We start from the raw sequence: 17159 nt of genomic DNA, 5'->3' as shown, positions 1-17159 counted from the left end.
AATGACGAATGACGAATGATGAATGACGAATGACGAATGACGAATGATGAGTGCAAAAGTAGTGAATAATTTGCTAATTAGCAAATTTGTTAATTACTTCATACGCTCTGCCTATAGGAATTTCGGTATCCCCTATATACACAAATTGCTGGGTGTAGGAGGTAACGTGTTGTATATTCACTACATAACTTTTATTAACGCGTACAAATACCGAATCAGGGAGCTGGTTATGTATGTTTTTGAGATTAATCCACGTGATGTAGCGGTCGGTGAAGGTGTGGATAATCACATAATCTTTCAATGCTTCTATATATAGGATATCGTTATGAGGAATGCGGTAATTGCGTCTGTTGGCGCGGATACTGATGTATTGCGTATCGGTAGCTTCAAAGTTGGTTTTCTGCTGAGTGAGCAATTGGTGGTAACTTTCGGCTTTGGCAACGGCTTTTTTAAAGCGTTCGGGGGTAATAGGTTTCACTAAATAGTCGAGGGCATCTACTTCATAGCTGTCTAAGGCATATTGGCTGTAGGCGGTAGTAAAGATAACCAAAGTATGTTCAGGTAAGGTTTTGGCAAACTCCAAGCCGTTTACCCCAGGCATCTCTATATCCAAAAAGAGTAAGTGTACTTCGTTCTTTTTCAGAAAGTCGGCAATGCCTACAGTGTTTTTGAAGGTGCCCACTACATTCAAATGGCTGTATTGCCTTATGAGGCGCTCCATACCGATACGCGCTAAGGGTTCATCGTCTATTATCAAACAATTCATAGCTGTAGAACTAAGGTTACTATATATTCTTGTGGTAGAGCTTCTTGCAACAGCTTAAAACAGTCGCCATAGAGCAGTTCTAACCGCCGGCGGAAGTTAGTTAATCCTATACCGCTGAATTTTTGTTGAGGATTAGGTTGCAAAGGTACAGAATTGCGTACAGAAAAGTGTAACCATCCTTCTTTTTGTTCGCATTTCATATAGATATAGGTAGGTGCAAGGGCATCAATACTGTGTTTTACAGCGTTTTCGGCTAAGATAAGCAGTATATTAGGAGGCAGTTGTATGCCTTGTATATTCTTTTCGTTGTAGGTAATCTCATAAGTGAAATCATCACGGCGCATTGCTTCCAAAGAAAGAAAATCGGTGAGAAAACGCAATTCAGAAGAGAGAAAAACTCGTTCTTCGTGCGATTGGTAGAGCAAATGCCGCAGGAAATCGGATAATTTTGTGAGGGTGTACGAAGCTTTTTCGGGGTCGATATACAACAATGTGTTGATACTATTGAGCATATTGAACAAAAAGTGTGGTTGTATCTGGCTACGGAGGGCTTGTAGCTCACTTTTGGCAGCTTGTTGTTCTAATTCTTGCATCTTTTCGGTGCTTTTTATCCACAATTGGAATATTTTTATGAGTGTGGATAGCATTATAAAGGGCAATAAACTCAATAATGAAAAGATAAATAGGGTAGGGATAGGCAAAGCCATTGCTTTTTTTAGGTCTTCACTGATAATATACTCTCTCCATATAACGGCATTTAGGTAGTAGGTAATCACTTGACAGATGAAAAGTATCCCTATAAGGCTAAAGGTGTAAGTAACAAGTTTCCCTCTAAACAAAAAGCGCGGAATAAGCACATAGATATTTAAGTAAAAAGCTGCTGTGATAATCATACATCTCTCTATCCAATCCAAGTGGTCAACAAAGCCTTTGTACGCTCCCCATTCTTTAGTGATTAGGAAAAACAATAGCAATGATACACAGGCAGTTATATGCCTATAGATACGATATCTATCGGCAATAAGGAACTGTAAGAAGAGATTGTTTTTTAGAAATATATAGGGATTTTCGTCCATAGTTTCTATTTGGTAAAGTCATACCTATTTAGATTTTTGAAGCCTGTTATTAGTTTCCTCCGATTGTAATCCCTGCCGAAAGGTAAAAAGCAGGGTTAAACTGACTGGAGCGAGGGGTGCCATCTTCATTTTTGGCTTCAGACTTGAACATCGCAGAGAGTTTACGCTCTTGGTATACACCCGAACGCAAAAAGTTAGCCCCTACTATAATAGGAATACTTAAGTATTTACCAATTTTAAATTCAGGTTGCAAGCCTGTGATGATATTCTGTTGGGTGAAAGTTTCCTTTTGTCCGTTACGTTTTAAGTAAGCGGCATAACCTCCCACATTAGCAACTAATTTCAGATTGAAGCGCTCGCTAAAGTTATACCCAAAAGCAATTTTTGCACCATCGATAGAAGCAGCTTCTATGGTGAATTTGTCGGCAAAACCGCCTTTGTATTTAACATAAAGGGCAGGGAACACCATAGGGTAGCCAAAGGTATTATTAAGGGCAGCACCTCCCCCTATTTCTAAGTTGGATTTCCAGTGCCATATAAACACTACAGCACCATTTGCTACTACATTTTCACCTATATGAATAGACGAAAGACGATTTTCGGGGGTATAGCTTCCTGCACCGAGTGCCATAAGCATAGACCAACGTGTTTTTAAAGGGCGGAGATGAATAGCGCTCACGCCGAGGTTCATCACCTCTGAAGGTAGTTCTTTCCCGATAGGAAAGTTGTGATTGTTCATCTTTACAAAAGTGCCGTTAAGCCCTACACCCCATACGGTAGGTCGCTGGTAAAGGTCTTCATCCTCAGGGGCTTGCATAGAGAGGGGAACCATTGCTCCCACAGAGTAAATCATAGCCGAGCCATCGCCTATATTGCTGTCGCTTACGGCATCGTAGAACTCGGAATTGCTCATATACTCTGCTTTTACACTGATTTGCGCTGAAACACTTACTGCAAAGAGCAGTGCTATAAAAGTTATTATTTCTTTCACTATAATAAAGATTTAAGTATTACAGTGGCAAAAGTACAGAAAAACGGATTGTTAGAAGAAAAAGAGTTGTTTTTCTATACCAAAAGCGGGAATTACTATACTAATCATACACATTGTCAAAGCCCTTAGACTTTGGCAAAGTTAATGATATATTATTGTTCATATCACCATCACTAAGGTACCAATGGCGATAAGTACAATGCCTATTAATGATTTGAGGGTAAAGGCTTCGTGTAAGAAGCAAACAGCTAAGATAAACGTAAGAACAATACTAATCTTATCTACAGCTACTACTTTAGAAACGACTCCCATTTGTAAGGCTTTGTAATAACATAACCACGAAAACCCAGTTGCAAGTCCTGAGAGGATTAGAAAGAGCCAACTTTTCTTGCTGATGTGTGCTAAACCACTGTCCTGTTGGGTAAGGAAGACCATTACCCACGCTAAAGCGACTACCACTAAGGTTCTAATGGCTGTAGCGAGATTAGAATTGACACCCTCAATCCCTATTTTGGCAAGAATAGAAGTAAGAGCGGCAAATACAGCTGATAATAGTGCGTAAATGAGCCACATAATATTGATTTATCATTTATTGTTGATCTCTATCAAAAGATTTTATCAAGAGTAAAAGTATGTATACCCTTATTCGCAGTAGCAACTTCTTTACGCATTCTCTGAGCAAGAACAGCTGTTGGCATAGGGCGATATCGCTTGAAAAGTCCTATTTTGTTGAGGAAATGAATAGCTTTTACTGAGAAGTTCTCAGCGCCTCTATCGCTATTAGAGCGGATGAGTATAGAGGGTTGGAAGATGAGCAGGCTTGGGAAACCAAGTGCCTTGATAGCGTCCTCTAACTGTCCTTTCATACGGTTGTAGAACAGTTTAGATTGCGTTGTAGCCCCTGCAGCCGAGACGAGTACAAAAGTAGGTACTCCATTGGCTTTACACTGCTGGGCAAAGGCGTACTGATAATCGTAATCCACGCGCCATTGAGCTTCTTTACTACCTGCAACGGCTAAGGTGGTACCCAAACAAGAGAAAGCTACATCGCCGTGCAACAAATCTGTCCACGCCTCGGGGGTATCGAAATTGACCACGTGAGCGTGTAGCTTGGGGTGGGAGAGGGCTAAAGGTTTGCGCACGAAGCAATGCACCTCGCTATAAGTGTCGTCGGTTAAAAGTTGTGTTACTAAATCTTTTCCAGTGGCGCCTGTAGCGCCGATGATAAGGGCTTTCATTTTTAGGTAAGAGTTAAGTGTTATTTTCTACTTGTGTTGTCCTAGTAACCAATTACGTACCGCTTTAAGTTGATAAGCGTAATCAAAAGCATACATATGCTCCCCTGCTTCGGCTCTTTTTGTAAAGCCATTAGGTAATACAGTTCCTTTAGTGAATCGTACTATATTTTTATCAGCTCCTTTTTTAAGTAACTTCTTTATGGCTTCCTCTTTCTGCTTGTCAGGGAGATTTGCCGCAAATTTAGTTGTGGCATAGGCGATGTTCTCTTGAGTAAAGAAAGTCTCCATTTGTTGCATAATGGGGGCTGCTTTATCTAATTCAGAAGCTATATAAAAAACTTTTGCTTTGGAAGGACTTCTTTAAGTTGCTGAAAATCCCAATGCGTACCCACATACAAAGAAGCTGCAAACAAGTCGGGGTAATGTACATTCAGATAAAAAGAAATCATTCCCCCCATAGATTGTCCGGTAGTATACACCCTACTGCGGTCAATTGCATAAGTATTAAGAACTTGTTGCAAAAGATGATAAGTGGTAGGCACTTCATCGGTTACCTCGTAAGCATCATTGGTAGCAGCGTCTTTTCCACTATAAGAAGGCACTAACACAAAACAAGGGTGTTCTTTTTGAGTTTCATCAGTAGCCCAAATAATTCCGCCATAACCTTGTTTGAGAGGAGCTATCACCCCTTTGCCTACAGTACTTGCATCTGCCATAAAAAGCACCAAAGGATATTGCTTGTTAGGGTCGTAATTTTTAGGAGTGAATAGATTGTATTCCATTGTTCGCCCAGTGAGTGTATCAGTAAAAGATAGCTGTTTAAACTTAGGGGCAATTTCTTCTCGCAAAGCGAAAAGTTTATCATCGTAACTCTTGTCAGCTCCACCATACTCACCCGTCCAACGACTTACCTCAGGCAAGGTAGGCGAAGTAGTTTGTTTTTGACTATTGCACCCTACAAGGGCTATAACAAGGCATATTGCCAGTTTGTTTATTCTTTTCATAAAATGCTATTTTTAAAATTAAATTGCTATTTGTTGGTGCAAAGATACAAAAAAAACACTCATCAGTTATGATTAAAAAAGTATTTTTTACTATTTTTGTCGCCTCGTAATTAATGAACTATGGTACAATACTTCCCTTACTTATTGCTTTTGATGGTGGCTATTATGCTACTGATTATGTTGGCTAACCGACTTAAAGTGGCTTACCCTATTCTGTTGGTTTTAGGAGGTTTAGCGATTAGCCTTATCCCTAATGTACCTACCATTACACTCAACCCCGATTTGGTGCTCATCATTTTCTTGCCGCCACTTTTATATGCTGATGTTTTCTCGATATCGCTAAAAGAGATGTGGAAATGGCGACGCATTATCTTTAGTTTTGCTTTTATCGTAGTGTTTATTACAGCGGCTGCGGTGGCGTGGGTTGCTAATATGGTATTTCCAGGGTTTTCATTAGCCTTAGGTTTTCTTTTAGGAGGAGTGATAGGCTCTACCGATGCCGTAAGTGCTTCAGCGATTATGAATTTTGTAAAGGTGCCTAAACGCACCAGTACAATAATAGAAAGCGAGAGTTTGCTCAACGATGCCTCTTCACTGATTGTATTTAGGTTTGCAGCTTTGGTAGTTACTACCGGTCAGCTGGTGTGGACGGATATAGCATTGAATTTCGTTTGGGTAGTTATTGCTGGGGCAGTTATAGGTTTGGCTATCGCTTGGATGATGAGCAAAATGTATAAATATCTCCCTACCGATGCTAATATGGATATTATCCTCTCACTTATAGCACCTTATATAATGTATATTGTGGCAAACGAAGTGGGTGCTTCGGGGGTGTTGGCAGTAGTGGCAGGCGGTATGTATATGTCGCTGCATCTTACTAATATTTTTGCTGCCTCCACACGTAACAAAGGGGTTGCGGTATGGGGTATTTTAGGTTTTATACTCAATGGTCTTGCCTTTATGTTGATAGGTCTTGCCTTGCCCGAAGTACTCGAGGGCATTGAAGCCGAAGGGATGAGTCTTGCCACTGCTACGAACTACTCATCACAGGGGTAGTAGTAGGGGTGCGACTGCTATCATCTTATGGGGCGCTTGTGATAACTCAAATAATGAAACGCTTTATCACCGTTGCCGATGAGCGAAACCCTGGTTCTCGGGTGCCTTTGGTATTAGGTTGGGCAGGAATGCGCGGGGTGCTTTCATTGGCGGTAGCGCTTTCTATCCCTCTAACTTTAGAGAATGGTGAGCATTTTCCGCATCGCAGCCTGATTCTCTATGTTACTTTTATAGTGATATTGGCAACCCTACTCGTACAGGGGCTTAGTTTGCCGGCGCTTATCCGTTGGGCAAAATTCCCTGATTATGAAGATCATATTCCTGAAGCAGAAGCTGAAAGCCTTATTCGGAAATCATTGGCACAAGCTGCTTTGGATTATATGCAAAAACATTATAAAGAAGGAATAACTGATAGTTTTCTATTACAGAATCAGAAAGATATATGGCAATACCAACTCGATATGCCTAAATGCAATACTACCCCTGAAGTACGAAAGAAATACCTTGCTATTTTACGTCATCAGCGGGAGATATTACAACAACTGAATAAAAACCCACGTATTGATGAGGAGCAAATACGCAATTTCCACCGGCAATTGAATTTAGAAGAAGAAAAATGGGAGATGAATTAGTTAATTTGCCGATTTGCCAATTTGTCTTGCAGGCACGAGCGACACGCTCGTGCCCTCAGAACATATTGTTTTATATTAATCAGTTTCTTTTTCGTATTTGCCTCCGTGAAAGTATTCGTAAGCACTCACTTCCAATTCCCCGCAATCAGAAATAAGACACCCTTCTTCATCGTATATACTATAAACTTGCTGTATGTTGCCTATGGGGCATTCACCGTCTAAGCCTAATAGCACGCTGTAAAACACATCGTTTAACAACAGGTCAATCACTTCTTCTAATTGTTCTTTTTGAGTACTGCTCAGTGCCATTTTTTTTATTTTGGTATTTACAGCTGAAGGATAGTCTGGTTGTACCTGAAAGCACGACTTTAAAAAATTTAGCTTTTCAATATAAAAATTCTTTGCAAATTCGTCTGAGGTCATAATGTTAATTTGTTAATTAGCTGATATGTCTATTTGTTCGGTTTCTCCAAAAATATATTTAGCAAAGTGTTGTTGTAAAGTCATAAAAATAAATTAATAAAATTAAATGACGCAAAGATGCCAAAATTGTGTGTGATGTTATTATTATACCATATAGAAATTGTCTTTTACTCTTAGCTGTTGGTAGTCTTATTCCCCACTTTACGGAAGAAGAATTGGTTACCGACTTTTCCCGAAAGTCCTTTTGTTAGGCAGTTGTTTTTTGTTTTCACCATAGTTTACTTAGAGTTTAGAGGTCAGGTTTTAGGAATTAGATTAGTGATACAAAGGTAAGGATAAATTTTCAATTAACCATTAACAATTAACCGTTTGATATAGTGATTGTATTCCAGTGGTATTCGCTATAACTTCGATTAGTGTTCTGGGTAGAGCCACTGTAGAGCCACTGTAGAGCCCCTGTAGAGCCACTGTAGAGCCACTGTAGAGCCACTGAAGAACCACTGAAGAACCACTGAAGATTCGGTATAGCTTCGGTGTAGGTAGTAATAAAAAAGACACAAGCGTTTTGCTCACACCAGCTTGTGGAGAGATTCTTTGCTAATTGAATAGCTTCTGAATATTCTTATACGAATCCTTCACCAACTCTCGTACCTCTGCCTCGTCTTTCCAACACGCTTTTTCTATATCTTCTTCGGTTTGAGGTACCAATTTCTTCTTAAAGGTAGTAGTCATATCATACCAATAGGTCTCTTTCAAAAAATATTGCCCATCGCGTTTGAATATGTGATAAGTAATCATTCGGAAGCGCTGGATAAGCAGTTTTTTAACACCTGTTTCTTCCTCTACTTCACGCAAAGCACAAGTAGCGATATTTTCGCCCTTTTCTTTCTTTCCTTTAGGCAAATCCCACTTGCCGTGACGCTTAATCATCAGTACTTTTCCTTCCTGATTATACACAATGCCACCCCCTGCTTTTATGGTAGGAATAAGTTGCTTAAATTTCTTCATAAGTTTTTCTTCCTTAGGGTGATATAAGTAGATTTTTTCTACCTCTTTTCGCTTGAGTTCCTCCAAGATAACATCAAGAGTAACATCTTTTATTGGAAAACATTTGACGTTCTCAATATTTTCTCGTACATTTGTCAAAATAATCGACTTTTCGTCTAAAAATATTTCATACATAACCTATGATTTTAGATAGTATTACGGCACAAAATACCGCTGAATTTTTATTGCAAATTAACGCAATTAAATTGAATTCTGAAAATTATTTTACTTGGGCGAGCGGTTGGAAGTCACCAATTTATTGCGATAACCGTATAATTCTCTCATTTCCAGAGATTCGTTCGTACTTTGCAAGTGTACTGGCAAGAGGTGTAAAAGAGAAGTTTCCCGAAGTACAAGTCATTGCAGGGGTAGCTACGGGGGCTATTGGCATTGGTATGTTGGTAGCTAATGCACTCCAATTGCCTTTCGTGTATGTGCGTCCTGAACCTAAAAAACACGGCAGACAAAACCAAATTGAAGGTTTTTTGCGCCCTGAACAAAAGGTAGTAGTGGTAGAAGACCTGATAAGTACCGGAATGAGTAGCCTTAATGCGGTAAAAGCCCTACGCGATAGTGGTGCTGAGGTATTGGGAATGATAGCCCTTTTCTCTTACAATTTTGATGTAGCCAATGAGCGTTTTACCGAGGAGAAGGTACCGCTTTACACTGCTGGCGATTACGACAGTCTATTAGAAAAAGCCTTGCTTTTTGGTCGTATCAAAAAAGAAGATTTAGAGATGCTCCAGCAATGGCGCAAAAGTCCGGATACTTGGAAACAGTAAAATATTCATAGTAATTTTATGAAATATCTAACAATTATATGGTTGTTTTTTAGTGTAGGAGTCTTTGCACAAAAACAAGTGCGTGGTAGAGTGGTGCGTGATACAATACCTTTGTCAGGAGCTCACGTGATGAATCTTTATACCAATGCTGTTACTACTACTGATGCCAATGGTTATTTTACACTGAAAGCAAGTGAACGTAATACTTTGCAAATTACTTTTGTAGGAATGCAAACTGTTTATCGCACTCTTACAAAAGCTGATTTTGGTTTCGGAGGAGTTTTAATACAGATGAAAGAACAGGTCAATCAGCTTGATGAGGTTGAAGTATCAAAATATCAAGGGGTTTCTGCTCAAAGGTTAGGAATTTTACAGCATACTCCTGTAGAGCGTACTTTTGCTGAAAAACGGTTGTATAGTGCTACTCATAGTGCAGGAGGAAATTTATTAAGCATTGATTTACTCATTAATACTATAAGTGGACGAAAGAAGCTCTTAAAGAAAATTGTAGCCAATGAACAGAACTTAGCTGTAGCCAGCTATATACGTGAAAATATGAAAGTCTTTCTACAAAAAGAACTTAAACTAAACGAAGAGGGAATAGACATTTTAGCCTATTATGTAATGGAGAGAACCGAGTTCCACGATCTTGTAAGGAAGAAGGAAAATAAGCAAATGGAGTTTATGCTTATAGAGGCGTGGGGTGAGTACCAAAGATTAGCAAAAGCAGAAAAATAAAGAATAAAAAAGATGTATCAAAGAGAGTTTGACACATCTTTTTTATTGTAATTACGATACAACTTCTGAGGATTTATCTTCTTCTTCCTCCTCAATAATATCGTGTGGGTCTTTAAACTTGCGCTTACCAAAGATATTTTCAAGATCTTCGCGGAAGATTACTTCACGTTCTAAGAGCAAGTTTGCCAAAGTAGTAAGCTTATCCTTATTCTCAGTGAGAATATCAATAGCACGCTGATATTGTTCTTCTATAATCTTAGAAATCTCTTCATCTATTAGGTGTGCTGTTTTCTCACTATAAGGTTTGGTAAAACTATAATCGGCTTGGGCTGAATCGTAATAAGTAAGGTTACCTATCTTGTCATTAAGCCCATAAATGGTTACCATTGCACGCGCTTGTTTGGTTACCTTCTCAAGGTCGCTGAGAGCACCTGTAGAAATCTTATCGAATATCACTTTCTCAGCAGCTCTACCGCCAAGGGCAGCACACATTTCATCAAGTATCTGTTCAGTACGCACTATTTGGCGTTCTTCTGGTAAATACCAAGCTGCGCCTAACGACTGTCCGCGAGGCACGATAGTTACTTTTACAAGTGGTGCAGCGTGTTCTAAGAGCCAACTTACAGTAGCGTGACCTGCTTCGTGGAAGGCTATTGTCTTGCGTTCTTCGGGAGTAAGGATTTTAGTTTTCTTCTCCAAACCACCTACAATTCTATCCACTGCATCAAGGAATTCTTGTTTGCTTACCGCTGTTTTACCTTTACGAGCTGCAATAAGAGCAGCTTCATTACATACGTTAGCAATATCAGCGCCAGAGAATCCTGGGGTTTGTTTTGCTAAGAAGTCTATATCTAATGTTTCTGCTGTTTTGATAGGTCGCAAATGTACTTCAAATATCTGTTTGCGCTCATTTAAGTTAGGAAGCTCTACATAAATCTGACGGTCGAAACGTCCTGCGCGCATTAGTGCTTTATCGAGGATATCAGCGCGGTTAGTAGCTGCTAATACGATAACATTAGTATGTGAACCAAAACCGTCCATCTCGGTAAGGAGTTGGTTGAGAGTATTCTCACGCTCATCATTAGCTCCCGTCATTACATTTTTACCACGAGCACGACCTATAGCATCAATTTCATCAATAAAGATAATGCAAGGAGACTTTTCTTTAGCTTGTTTGAAAAGGTCGCGCACACGAGAGGCTCCTACCCCTACGAACATCTCTACAAAGTCAGAACCAGAGAGTGAGAAGAAAGGTACTTGTGCTTCACCTGCTACAGCTTTCGCAAGAAGAGTTTTACCTGTACCAGGAGGACCTACTAATAGGGCTCCACGCGGTATTTTACCTCCTAATGAAGTGTATTTATCGGGGTTTTTGAGGAAGTCTACAATCTCTTGTACTTCTTCTTTTGCTCCCTCTAAGCCTGCTACATCTTGAAAAGTTACGCGCGTTTCTTTCTTTTCATCGAATACACGCGCCTTAGATTTGCCAATGCTGAAGATACCACCAGCTCCTCCGCCTCCTGCCATACGGCGCATTACGTAAATCCATAAGCCTATGATGACTATAAAAGGCAAAATAGAGAACAGCAAATCGCCGAAGATGTTTTGCTGGGTTTTGTTCTCACGAGTAGTGCTGAGGTTGTTATCTTTTACAATTTGGTCGAATCGGTTTTCGAAATTACTCAAATCGCCTAATTCAAAACGGTATTGGGGTACGTCACCTGCGTTAGCACCTTGCATAAAGGTATTTCCCGTAGGTTTTACCTCTTTGTGCTCTTCTTTTTTAAGAGCATCGGGGGTGAGATATACATTAGCTTCTTTATGGTTTAAGATGATGATTTTGGATACATCACCATTGCTAAGGTATTCTTCAAATTTAGATTGCGGAATCTCTTTGGGTTGTGACCAAAAACTGGCTCCTGAATAATAATTAAAACCTATAAGTATCAGCAGTAATATGGCATATAACCAATAGGCTGAAAAACGAGACCCGTTGCTTTTATTGTCCGACATATTTTTAATAGTTAGTTTCTAAGTTGATAATTTTAGCGTCTCCCCAAAGTCCTTCGAGGTCGTAATGCTCACGTATTTTTGTTTGGAAGATATGCACCACTACATCCACATAATCGATGAGTACCCACTCGGCATTAGTTTCACCTTCTACGTGCCACGGGTGTTGATGACCTTCGGCTTGACTCACTACCTTTTGAATAGCACCAGAGATAGCCGACACTTGGGTATTAGAAGACCCATTGCACAAAATAAAATAATCGCACACGGTATTCTCTACCTCGCGCAAATCCATAATGGTAATATCGGTTCCTTTTACTTTTTCTATACCAGCTATAATATTACTAATAAGCTGATTTGATGATATTTCCTTATTCAATGTTCTTTATTTTTACAGTTTAAACTTGTTGTATCTCTCTTGAAAGCGCGCAAAGATAAGACATTCCTTTTAGAAAAGCAAAAACATTGCCATTATTCTTCTGTCAGTTAGTTTCAGACATTTTGTCACGTAGTTAAAAATGTGGATGTGCGAGCCGCACGAGCAGATGTGAGCCGCACGGGCAGGTGCGAGCCACACGGACAGATGAAGAAAAGACGAACGATAGACAAAGAAATGACGAACGATGAACGAAGGAAAGACGAACAATGAACGAAGAAATGAGGAACGATGAACGAAGAAATGAGGAAGGTGAGGCGAAATTACCTAAACGATACGATATTAGGCAAGCGTTGAGAAAAGCTGTGTAGCCTGAAATCGTCGTTGGTAACGCCTGTAAATTTGAAGATATTGTTACCTGTACCTGGGATATTAGGATAATACCCAAAGGAGAATTGTATGGCTCCAAAGGGAAAATAGTCGTTGGAGATATAAAAACCTATGGAAACCTTAGAGTATACTTCTGTTTTTAGAAAGGCAGTGTTTTCCCTACCTATAAAACCTATATCGGCTGAGAGAAACGGACTAAACCTAAAGCCTATCAGCTGAAAAGGAGCATATACTTGCGTTTGTGAGGTGAGAATAAGTTTGCGTGTGCCGTATACTTCACGACTACTGAAGCCTAAGATACCATTAGATTCATTTAAGTTGATTCTGTCGCGCTGGTATACATTTCGGTTAAAACCTACTACAAATGAGGAACGCAAGAACTGACGAAAATGCCAATCGCCTATGTCGAACAATTTACTGAAATAGGTGCCTTCACCTTTTAGCACAGTTTCTTTGTTCGTGCCGTCCTTGAAGAATGTGCCTACCTCAAAGTTGATAGAATGGTAACCACGCTTGGTATAGTTTGCCTCAGCAAAGCCTATACCGAGATAGGGCAAAGTAGCGTAGTTCTTCCGCAGTATCCCTGAGGTGAGAAACAAAGAGCGTCCTATTCCTACGTCCTCGATATCGCCGTTGCGAAATATATAGCGGTCTTTCACAAAGCCTGTACTATTGAGACTGAATTGGGTGAGATATAGGTTCTCGTTGCCGTAATATTGCTCGGGGTCTATCTCGGGGGAAGGTTTCTCGTAGTAATTTATATTGCGAAAACGCCCAGCTATGATAAAGTTATTGATGCGCTTATTTTCTACTTTTCTGAGGGGCTTTACCCAACTACCAAAAGCATCGAAGGTGCGTGTCATTAAGATAGGAATATAGATAGAGTCGCGATAACTAATACCTTCGTCTTCATATCGGTATTCGTAGTACCCTAAGCGCCCCGACCAGCGTGCCAAAGGTGAATACAGCGGTCGCTCTACCTGTATGCTCTTTGAAAAATAGTTCTCGTAATCGGAATAATAACCGGTTCGCACATTGATGTAAGTGTTTTTGATGTTTCTCACCACATAATTAAAGCCTTTACCATTGTTCCCGATTCCTGAAAAGTATTGTTGATAGGTGAGCGAGAGTTCGTGTCCTATCCCAAAGAGATTTTGCTCGGTAAGTCGTGTCCAGCCTCTACTGCCTGCCAAGTCGCCGTCGACGTATATAGACCAGCTATCGAGCACATTCACTTGTACATCTACTGAATCGGAGGTTTGACTCACAGGGATAGCACACACTTGTGCCCTACGGATATACCGCTGATTGCGCAATACACGTTCGGTTTCACTCAGCAAAAGGGTATCTAAGGGCTTGTCTTTTTTAAACAGAAGAAACTTTCGTACCGTGCTTTCGCGGGTTTTCACGTGAAGTGCATTACCAAAACGCTCCAAACGAGTGTTAGGTACTTTGCTTAAATCTTTCTCGTCAAACCCAAAAGGGTCTAAGGTAGTAATAACGATATTTCTAATGATTTTCCCTTGATAAGAAGGGGCTTTTTTAGGAGTAACGGTAGAGGTGCTTGTACCTTCGGATGTCTTTTCCTCAATTATAATAAAGTTATTGAGATTTTTAGTGAGCTTATATTTGCTAAAGAAGTTTTTGATTCTCTCATAGAATACTTTGTTTTTAGCTTCTCTTTCAGGTGAAATGCCTTCTAATAGCGAGTCTTTTACCTTTAAAGTATCTATTTCTTGAGAAAGAAGATAATTCATTCCCAAGAGAAAGAGTGCTATAAGACTAAAGGTTTTTCTCATTTCCTTTTTTGCTGAAAGAACTGTTTTAACAAGGCTGTAGCTTCCTGGCTTAAAATGCCTGTAACTACTTCGGTTTTGGGGTGCAATTTGCCCCCCATTACGCTGTAGCCTCTATGGGTGTCGGGGGCAGCATAGACTAAACGCGATAACTGACTCCAATACAAAGCACCTGCACACATTGCACAAGGCTCTAACGTGAGGTACATAGTGCAACCTATGAGGTATTTACCTCCCAAATAGTGAGCCGCCATAGTAATGGCTTGCATTTCGGCGTGCGCTGTCACATCGTTGAGGCGCTCGGTAAGGTTATGGGCTTTGGCGATAATTCTGTTATCAATGGTGATAATGGCTCCTACGGGAATCTCGTCTTCCTCGAAAGCTAATTGTGCTTCTTCTAAAGCCTTTTGCATAAAGTATTCGTCAGTATTCATTGAAATAAAAATTACTTTGGCAAAGTACAAAAACTTTGCCAAAGTAATGTTAAAATACGGTTATAAGGTAATTATTTATTACCGCCAAAGAGGTTGCCAATACCTCCCATAATATCATCCATTACATTTCCGTCTTTGTTTTTGTCAAAGAAAGAGTTCATCATTTCACTGATGTTACCTCCTTTGCCTGAGAAAAAGTTGGATATCATTGGGGTTAAGTTTTGGAAAATTTTGCTTACATTATCCAATGAAACACCTGTTTTCTCACTGATAGCTTTTAAGGTAGACGATTGCCCGTCGCCTGTGAGTTTGTTTAAAATCTCACTACCTTCGGCTTTGCCGAGCATCGATTTGAGTGAATCCATTACCGAGCTTACTTTATCGCTACCGATACCTGTTTTCTCGCTCAATCCTTTTACGAGTTGTTGAAGGTTATCACCTCCTAAAAAATCTAACATTCCTGCCATATAATAATTATTTAAATAAGGTTATAATTTGTGAGGCTAACTCAAAGCCTATGCGGTTCTGAGCCTCGTTAGTAGCTGCCCCTATGTGTGGGGTAAGCGATACCTGAGGGTGCATTAACACTTGTATAGCGGGGTTGGGTTCGTTTTCAAATACATCTAAACCTGCAAAAGCTACTTTGCCACTATCTAAGGCTTCTATAAGGGCTACTTCATTTAAAGCACCTCCACGTGCTAAATTGATAACTCCTACACCATCTTTCATCAAGGCAAACTCTTTTGCATCAAGTATATAACCTCCTTCTGCTGGGCTGTTGTTGAGAGTGATAAAATCAGCTTTTGCCAGTAGGTGTTCTTTTTCTACGGTTTTGATAGTGAAAGGCAAGGTTTGTCCGTCGAAAAAGTCGAGGGTTATTACTGCCTCAGTTACTTTGGGGTCGTAAGCCATTACGTTCATTCCTAAACCGATAGCAATACGAGCTACCGCTTGTCCGCTACGTCCGAAACCTATAATGCCTATGGTTTTACCACGCAATTCGGCGCCATTGTTATAGTTTTTTTTGAGTTCGTTAAACTGAGTGTCGCCTTCCAAAGGCATATTGCGGTTGGCATCGTGTAGAAAACGTACGCCACTGAAAAGGTGAGCAAAAACGAGCTCGGCTACCGAATTAGCCGAAGAGGCTGGGGTATTAATCACGTGTAGGTTTTTGCTTTTGGCGTGTGCCACATCTATATTGTCCATTCCTACGCCTCCTCTACCGATGAGTTTGAGTGACGGACAGCTATCGATGATATCTTTTCGCACTTGTGTGGCTGAACGCACTAAGAGCACATCGATTACGTGTTTGTTTATATAGTCTATCAATTGGTTTTGAGCTACCTTAGTAGTGATAACTTCAAAACCTTCTTTTTCTAACGCTTCTTTTCCTGAATCGGAAATTCCGTCGTTTGCAAGTATCTTTATCGCCATTATATTAATTTAATTAGTAAATTAGTGAATTAGCAAATTGCCAATTACAATTATACCCTTCTCTGTACAACCTCAAAGATGCGTTCGCCATCGCATTTTAGGGTTTTGGAAGGGAACTTGAGAATGAGGGCATAGTCGTGAGTTGCCATCAGTATGGTTCGTCCCGAGGCGTTGATTTCTTTGAGGACTTGCATTACTTCTACACTGGTCTCGGGGTCTAAGTTACCTGTGGGTTCATCGGCTAAGATGAGTTCGGGGTTGTTGAGCAAGGCACGTGCGATAGCTATGCGTTGTTGTTCGCCTCCTGATAGCTCGTGAGGGAACTTAAAACCTGTATTCTGCATTTTTACTTTTGCAAGTACCTCTTTTATGCGTTGTTGTATTTTTGCTTTATCAGTCCATCCGGTAGCTTTCAGCACAAAAGCGAGATTATCGTGCACGCTTCTATCGGTAAGCAGTTTGAAATCTTGGAATACCACTCCTAGTTTACGGCGGAGCAGTGGGATTTCGTCTTCGGTGAGTTTATTTAGGTTGAAACCCACAACTTTTCCTTGTCCTTTGGTAAGGGGTAAATCGCCGTAGAGCAACTTGATTAAGCTACTCTTTCCTGACCCTGTTTTGCCGATAAGGTACACTAATTCACCTTTTCCAATGGTGAGATTTACATTGGAGAGAATGAGGGTATTCTTTTGATATACTGATACTTCTTTTAAATCTAATACTGGTTCTTCCATTGATATAAGTTCAGTAAGGCAACTATTTACCTTACAAAATTCCTGCAAAGGTAGAAAAAATATTTGGATGATGGAAATTTTTTCGAGAAAAAGTGAAAAAAGGAGGTTATATAGAAAATAGCCGTAGCGCAGTAGGCGGTCGTAATACGATGGCAGGGAAATGGGAGAATGAGAAAATGAGAAAATGTGAGAATGAGAGAATGACGAGTGACAAAAGCCCCCGAACCCCCGA

At 40.1% G+C, this 17159-nt stretch carries 18 protein-coding genes and 1 pseudogene; 3 read left to right on the top strand and 16 right to left on the bottom strand.

The window, feature by feature from the left end; genetic code table 11:
* Window positions 1-73: 73 nt before the first annotated feature.
* The 7 genes from HMPREF9072_RS00605 to HMPREF9072_RS00580 form a co-directional block, all read right to left on the bottom strand.
* A complete protein-coding gene (locus tag HMPREF9072_RS00605; protein WP_009410008.1) occupies window positions 74-766 on the bottom strand; it encodes a LytTR family DNA-binding domain-containing protein in 693 nt (230 codons plus the stop codon).
* A complete protein-coding gene (locus tag HMPREF9072_RS00600; RefSeq protein WP_009410007.1) occupies window positions 763-1842 on the bottom strand; it encodes a sensor histidine kinase in 1080 nt (359 codons plus the stop codon). The genes HMPREF9072_RS00605 and HMPREF9072_RS00600 overlap by 4 nt, the downstream gene beginning before the upstream one ends.
* Window positions 1843-1891: 49 nt before the next feature.
* Window positions 1892-2833 (bottom strand): DUF6268 family outer membrane beta-barrel protein, encoded by a 942-nt coding sequence (locus tag HMPREF9072_RS00595; protein WP_009410006.1) that lies wholly within the window; start codon window positions 2831-2833, stop codon window positions 1892-1894.
* A 159-nt stretch (window positions 2834-2992) separates the two neighbouring features.
* Window positions 2993-3406, bottom strand: coding sequence for an EamA family transporter (locus HMPREF9072_RS00590; protein WP_009410005.1), 414 nt, complete (start codon window positions 3404-3406; stop codon window positions 2993-2995).
* 32 nt (window positions 3407-3438) lie between these two features.
* Window positions 3439-4071, bottom strand: coding sequence for an NAD(P)H-binding protein (locus HMPREF9072_RS00585; protein ID WP_009410004.1), 633 nt, complete (start codon window positions 4069-4071; stop codon window positions 3439-3441).
* Window positions 4072-4098: 27 nt separating this feature from the next.
* A complete protein-coding gene (locus HMPREF9072_RS11770; protein ID WP_009410003.1) occupies window positions 4099-4368 on the bottom strand; it encodes a hypothetical protein in 270 nt (89 codons plus the stop codon).
* A 29-nt stretch (window positions 4369-4397) separates the two neighbouring features.
* The gene (locus tag HMPREF9072_RS00580; RefSeq protein WP_009410002.1) at window positions 4398-5075 is read right to left on the bottom strand and encodes an alpha/beta hydrolase-fold protein; all 678 of its coding nucleotides are present in this window, start codon (window positions 5073-5075) and stop codon (window positions 4398-4400) included.
* Between the two features lie 120 nt (window positions 5076-5195).
* Between HMPREF9072_RS00580 and HMPREF9072_RS00575 the strand changes: the two are divergent.
* Window positions 5196-6763 (top strand): annotated as a pseudogene (locus HMPREF9072_RS00575) (Na+/H+ antiporter).
* 75 nt (window positions 6764-6838) lie between these two features.
* On the opposite strand, the gene HMPREF9072_RS00570 reads toward HMPREF9072_RS00575, so the two are convergent.
* Together HMPREF9072_RS00570 and HMPREF9072_RS00565 are read right to left on the bottom strand one after the other, a co-directional pair.
* Complete coding sequence (locus HMPREF9072_RS00570; protein WP_009409999.1) at window positions 6839-7186, bottom strand: hypothetical protein; 348 nt, start codon at window positions 7184-7186, stop codon at window positions 6839-6841.
* A 597-nt stretch (window positions 7187-7783) separates the two neighbouring features.
* Entirely contained in the window at window positions 7784-8368 is a 585-nt protein-coding gene (locus tag HMPREF9072_RS00565; RefSeq protein ID WP_009409997.1) for an NUDIX hydrolase, read from the bottom strand.
* Window positions 8369-8373: 5 nt separating this feature from the next.
* Here HMPREF9072_RS00565 and pyrE point away from each other — a divergent pair, with 5 nt between their 5' ends.
* Window positions 8374-9015 (top strand): orotate phosphoribosyltransferase, encoded by a 642-nt coding sequence (gene pyrE, locus HMPREF9072_RS00560; protein ID WP_009409996.1) that lies wholly within the window; start codon window positions 8374-8376, stop codon window positions 9013-9015.
* 18 nt (window positions 9016-9033) lie between these two features.
* Window positions 9034-9753, top strand: coding sequence for a carboxypeptidase-like regulatory domain-containing protein (locus HMPREF9072_RS00555; RefSeq protein WP_009409995.1), 720 nt, complete (start codon window positions 9034-9036; stop codon window positions 9751-9753).
* Between the two features lie 51 nt (window positions 9754-9804).
* Here HMPREF9072_RS00555 and ftsH read toward each other — a convergent pair whose 3' ends face one another.
* The 7 genes from ftsH to HMPREF9072_RS00520 all read right to left on the bottom strand — a co-directional run bounded on the left by ftsH (window position 9805) and on the right by HMPREF9072_RS00520 (window position 16927).
* Window positions 9805-11766: an ATP-dependent zinc metalloprotease FtsH gene (ftsH, locus tag HMPREF9072_RS00550; RefSeq protein WP_009409994.1), complete on the bottom strand. Its 1962-nt coding sequence runs from the start codon at window positions 11764-11766 to the stop codon at window positions 9805-9807.
* Window positions 11767-11770: 4 nt separating this feature from the next.
* Window positions 11771-12142, bottom strand: a complete 372-nt coding sequence (gene rsfS / locus HMPREF9072_RS00545) for a ribosome silencing factor (protein ID WP_009409993.1) — start codon at window positions 12140-12142, stop codon at window positions 11771-11773.
* 320 nt (window positions 12143-12462) lie between these two features.
* Window positions 12463-14328, bottom strand: a complete 1866-nt coding sequence (locus HMPREF9072_RS00540) for a hypothetical protein (protein ID WP_009409991.1) — start codon at window positions 14326-14328, stop codon at window positions 12463-12465.
* Entirely contained in the window at window positions 14325-14759 is a 435-nt protein-coding gene (locus HMPREF9072_RS00535; protein WP_009409990.1) for a nucleoside deaminase, read from the bottom strand. The genes HMPREF9072_RS00540 and HMPREF9072_RS00535 overlap by 4 nt, the downstream gene beginning before the upstream one ends.
* A 71-nt stretch (window positions 14760-14830) precedes the next feature.
* Window positions 14831-15226 carry a DUF937 domain-containing protein gene (locus tag HMPREF9072_RS00530; RefSeq protein ID WP_009409989.1) on the bottom strand — a complete coding sequence of 132 codons (396 nt, stop codon included), beginning with the start codon at window positions 15224-15226 and terminating at the stop codon, window positions 14831-14833.
* Between the two features lie 7 nt (window positions 15227-15233).
* Window positions 15234-16193, bottom strand: a complete 960-nt coding sequence (locus HMPREF9072_RS00525; RefSeq protein WP_009409988.1) for a D-2-hydroxyacid dehydrogenase — start codon at window positions 16191-16193, stop codon at window positions 15234-15236.
* A 50-nt stretch (window positions 16194-16243) separates the two neighbouring features.
* Complete coding sequence (locus HMPREF9072_RS00520) at window positions 16244-16927, bottom strand: cell division ATP-binding protein FtsE (RefSeq protein WP_002671339.1); 684 nt, start codon at window positions 16925-16927, stop codon at window positions 16244-16246.
* Window positions 16928-17159: the final 232 nt, after the last annotated feature.

The sequence above is a fragment of the Capnocytophaga sp. oral taxon 324 str. F0483 genome (assembly GCF_000318315.2).
GTDB classification, from domain to species: Bacteria; Bacteroidota; Bacteroidia; order Flavobacteriales; family Flavobacteriaceae; genus Capnocytophaga; species Capnocytophaga ochracea.
This window is presented reverse-complemented; position numbering and strand designations above follow the sequence as displayed.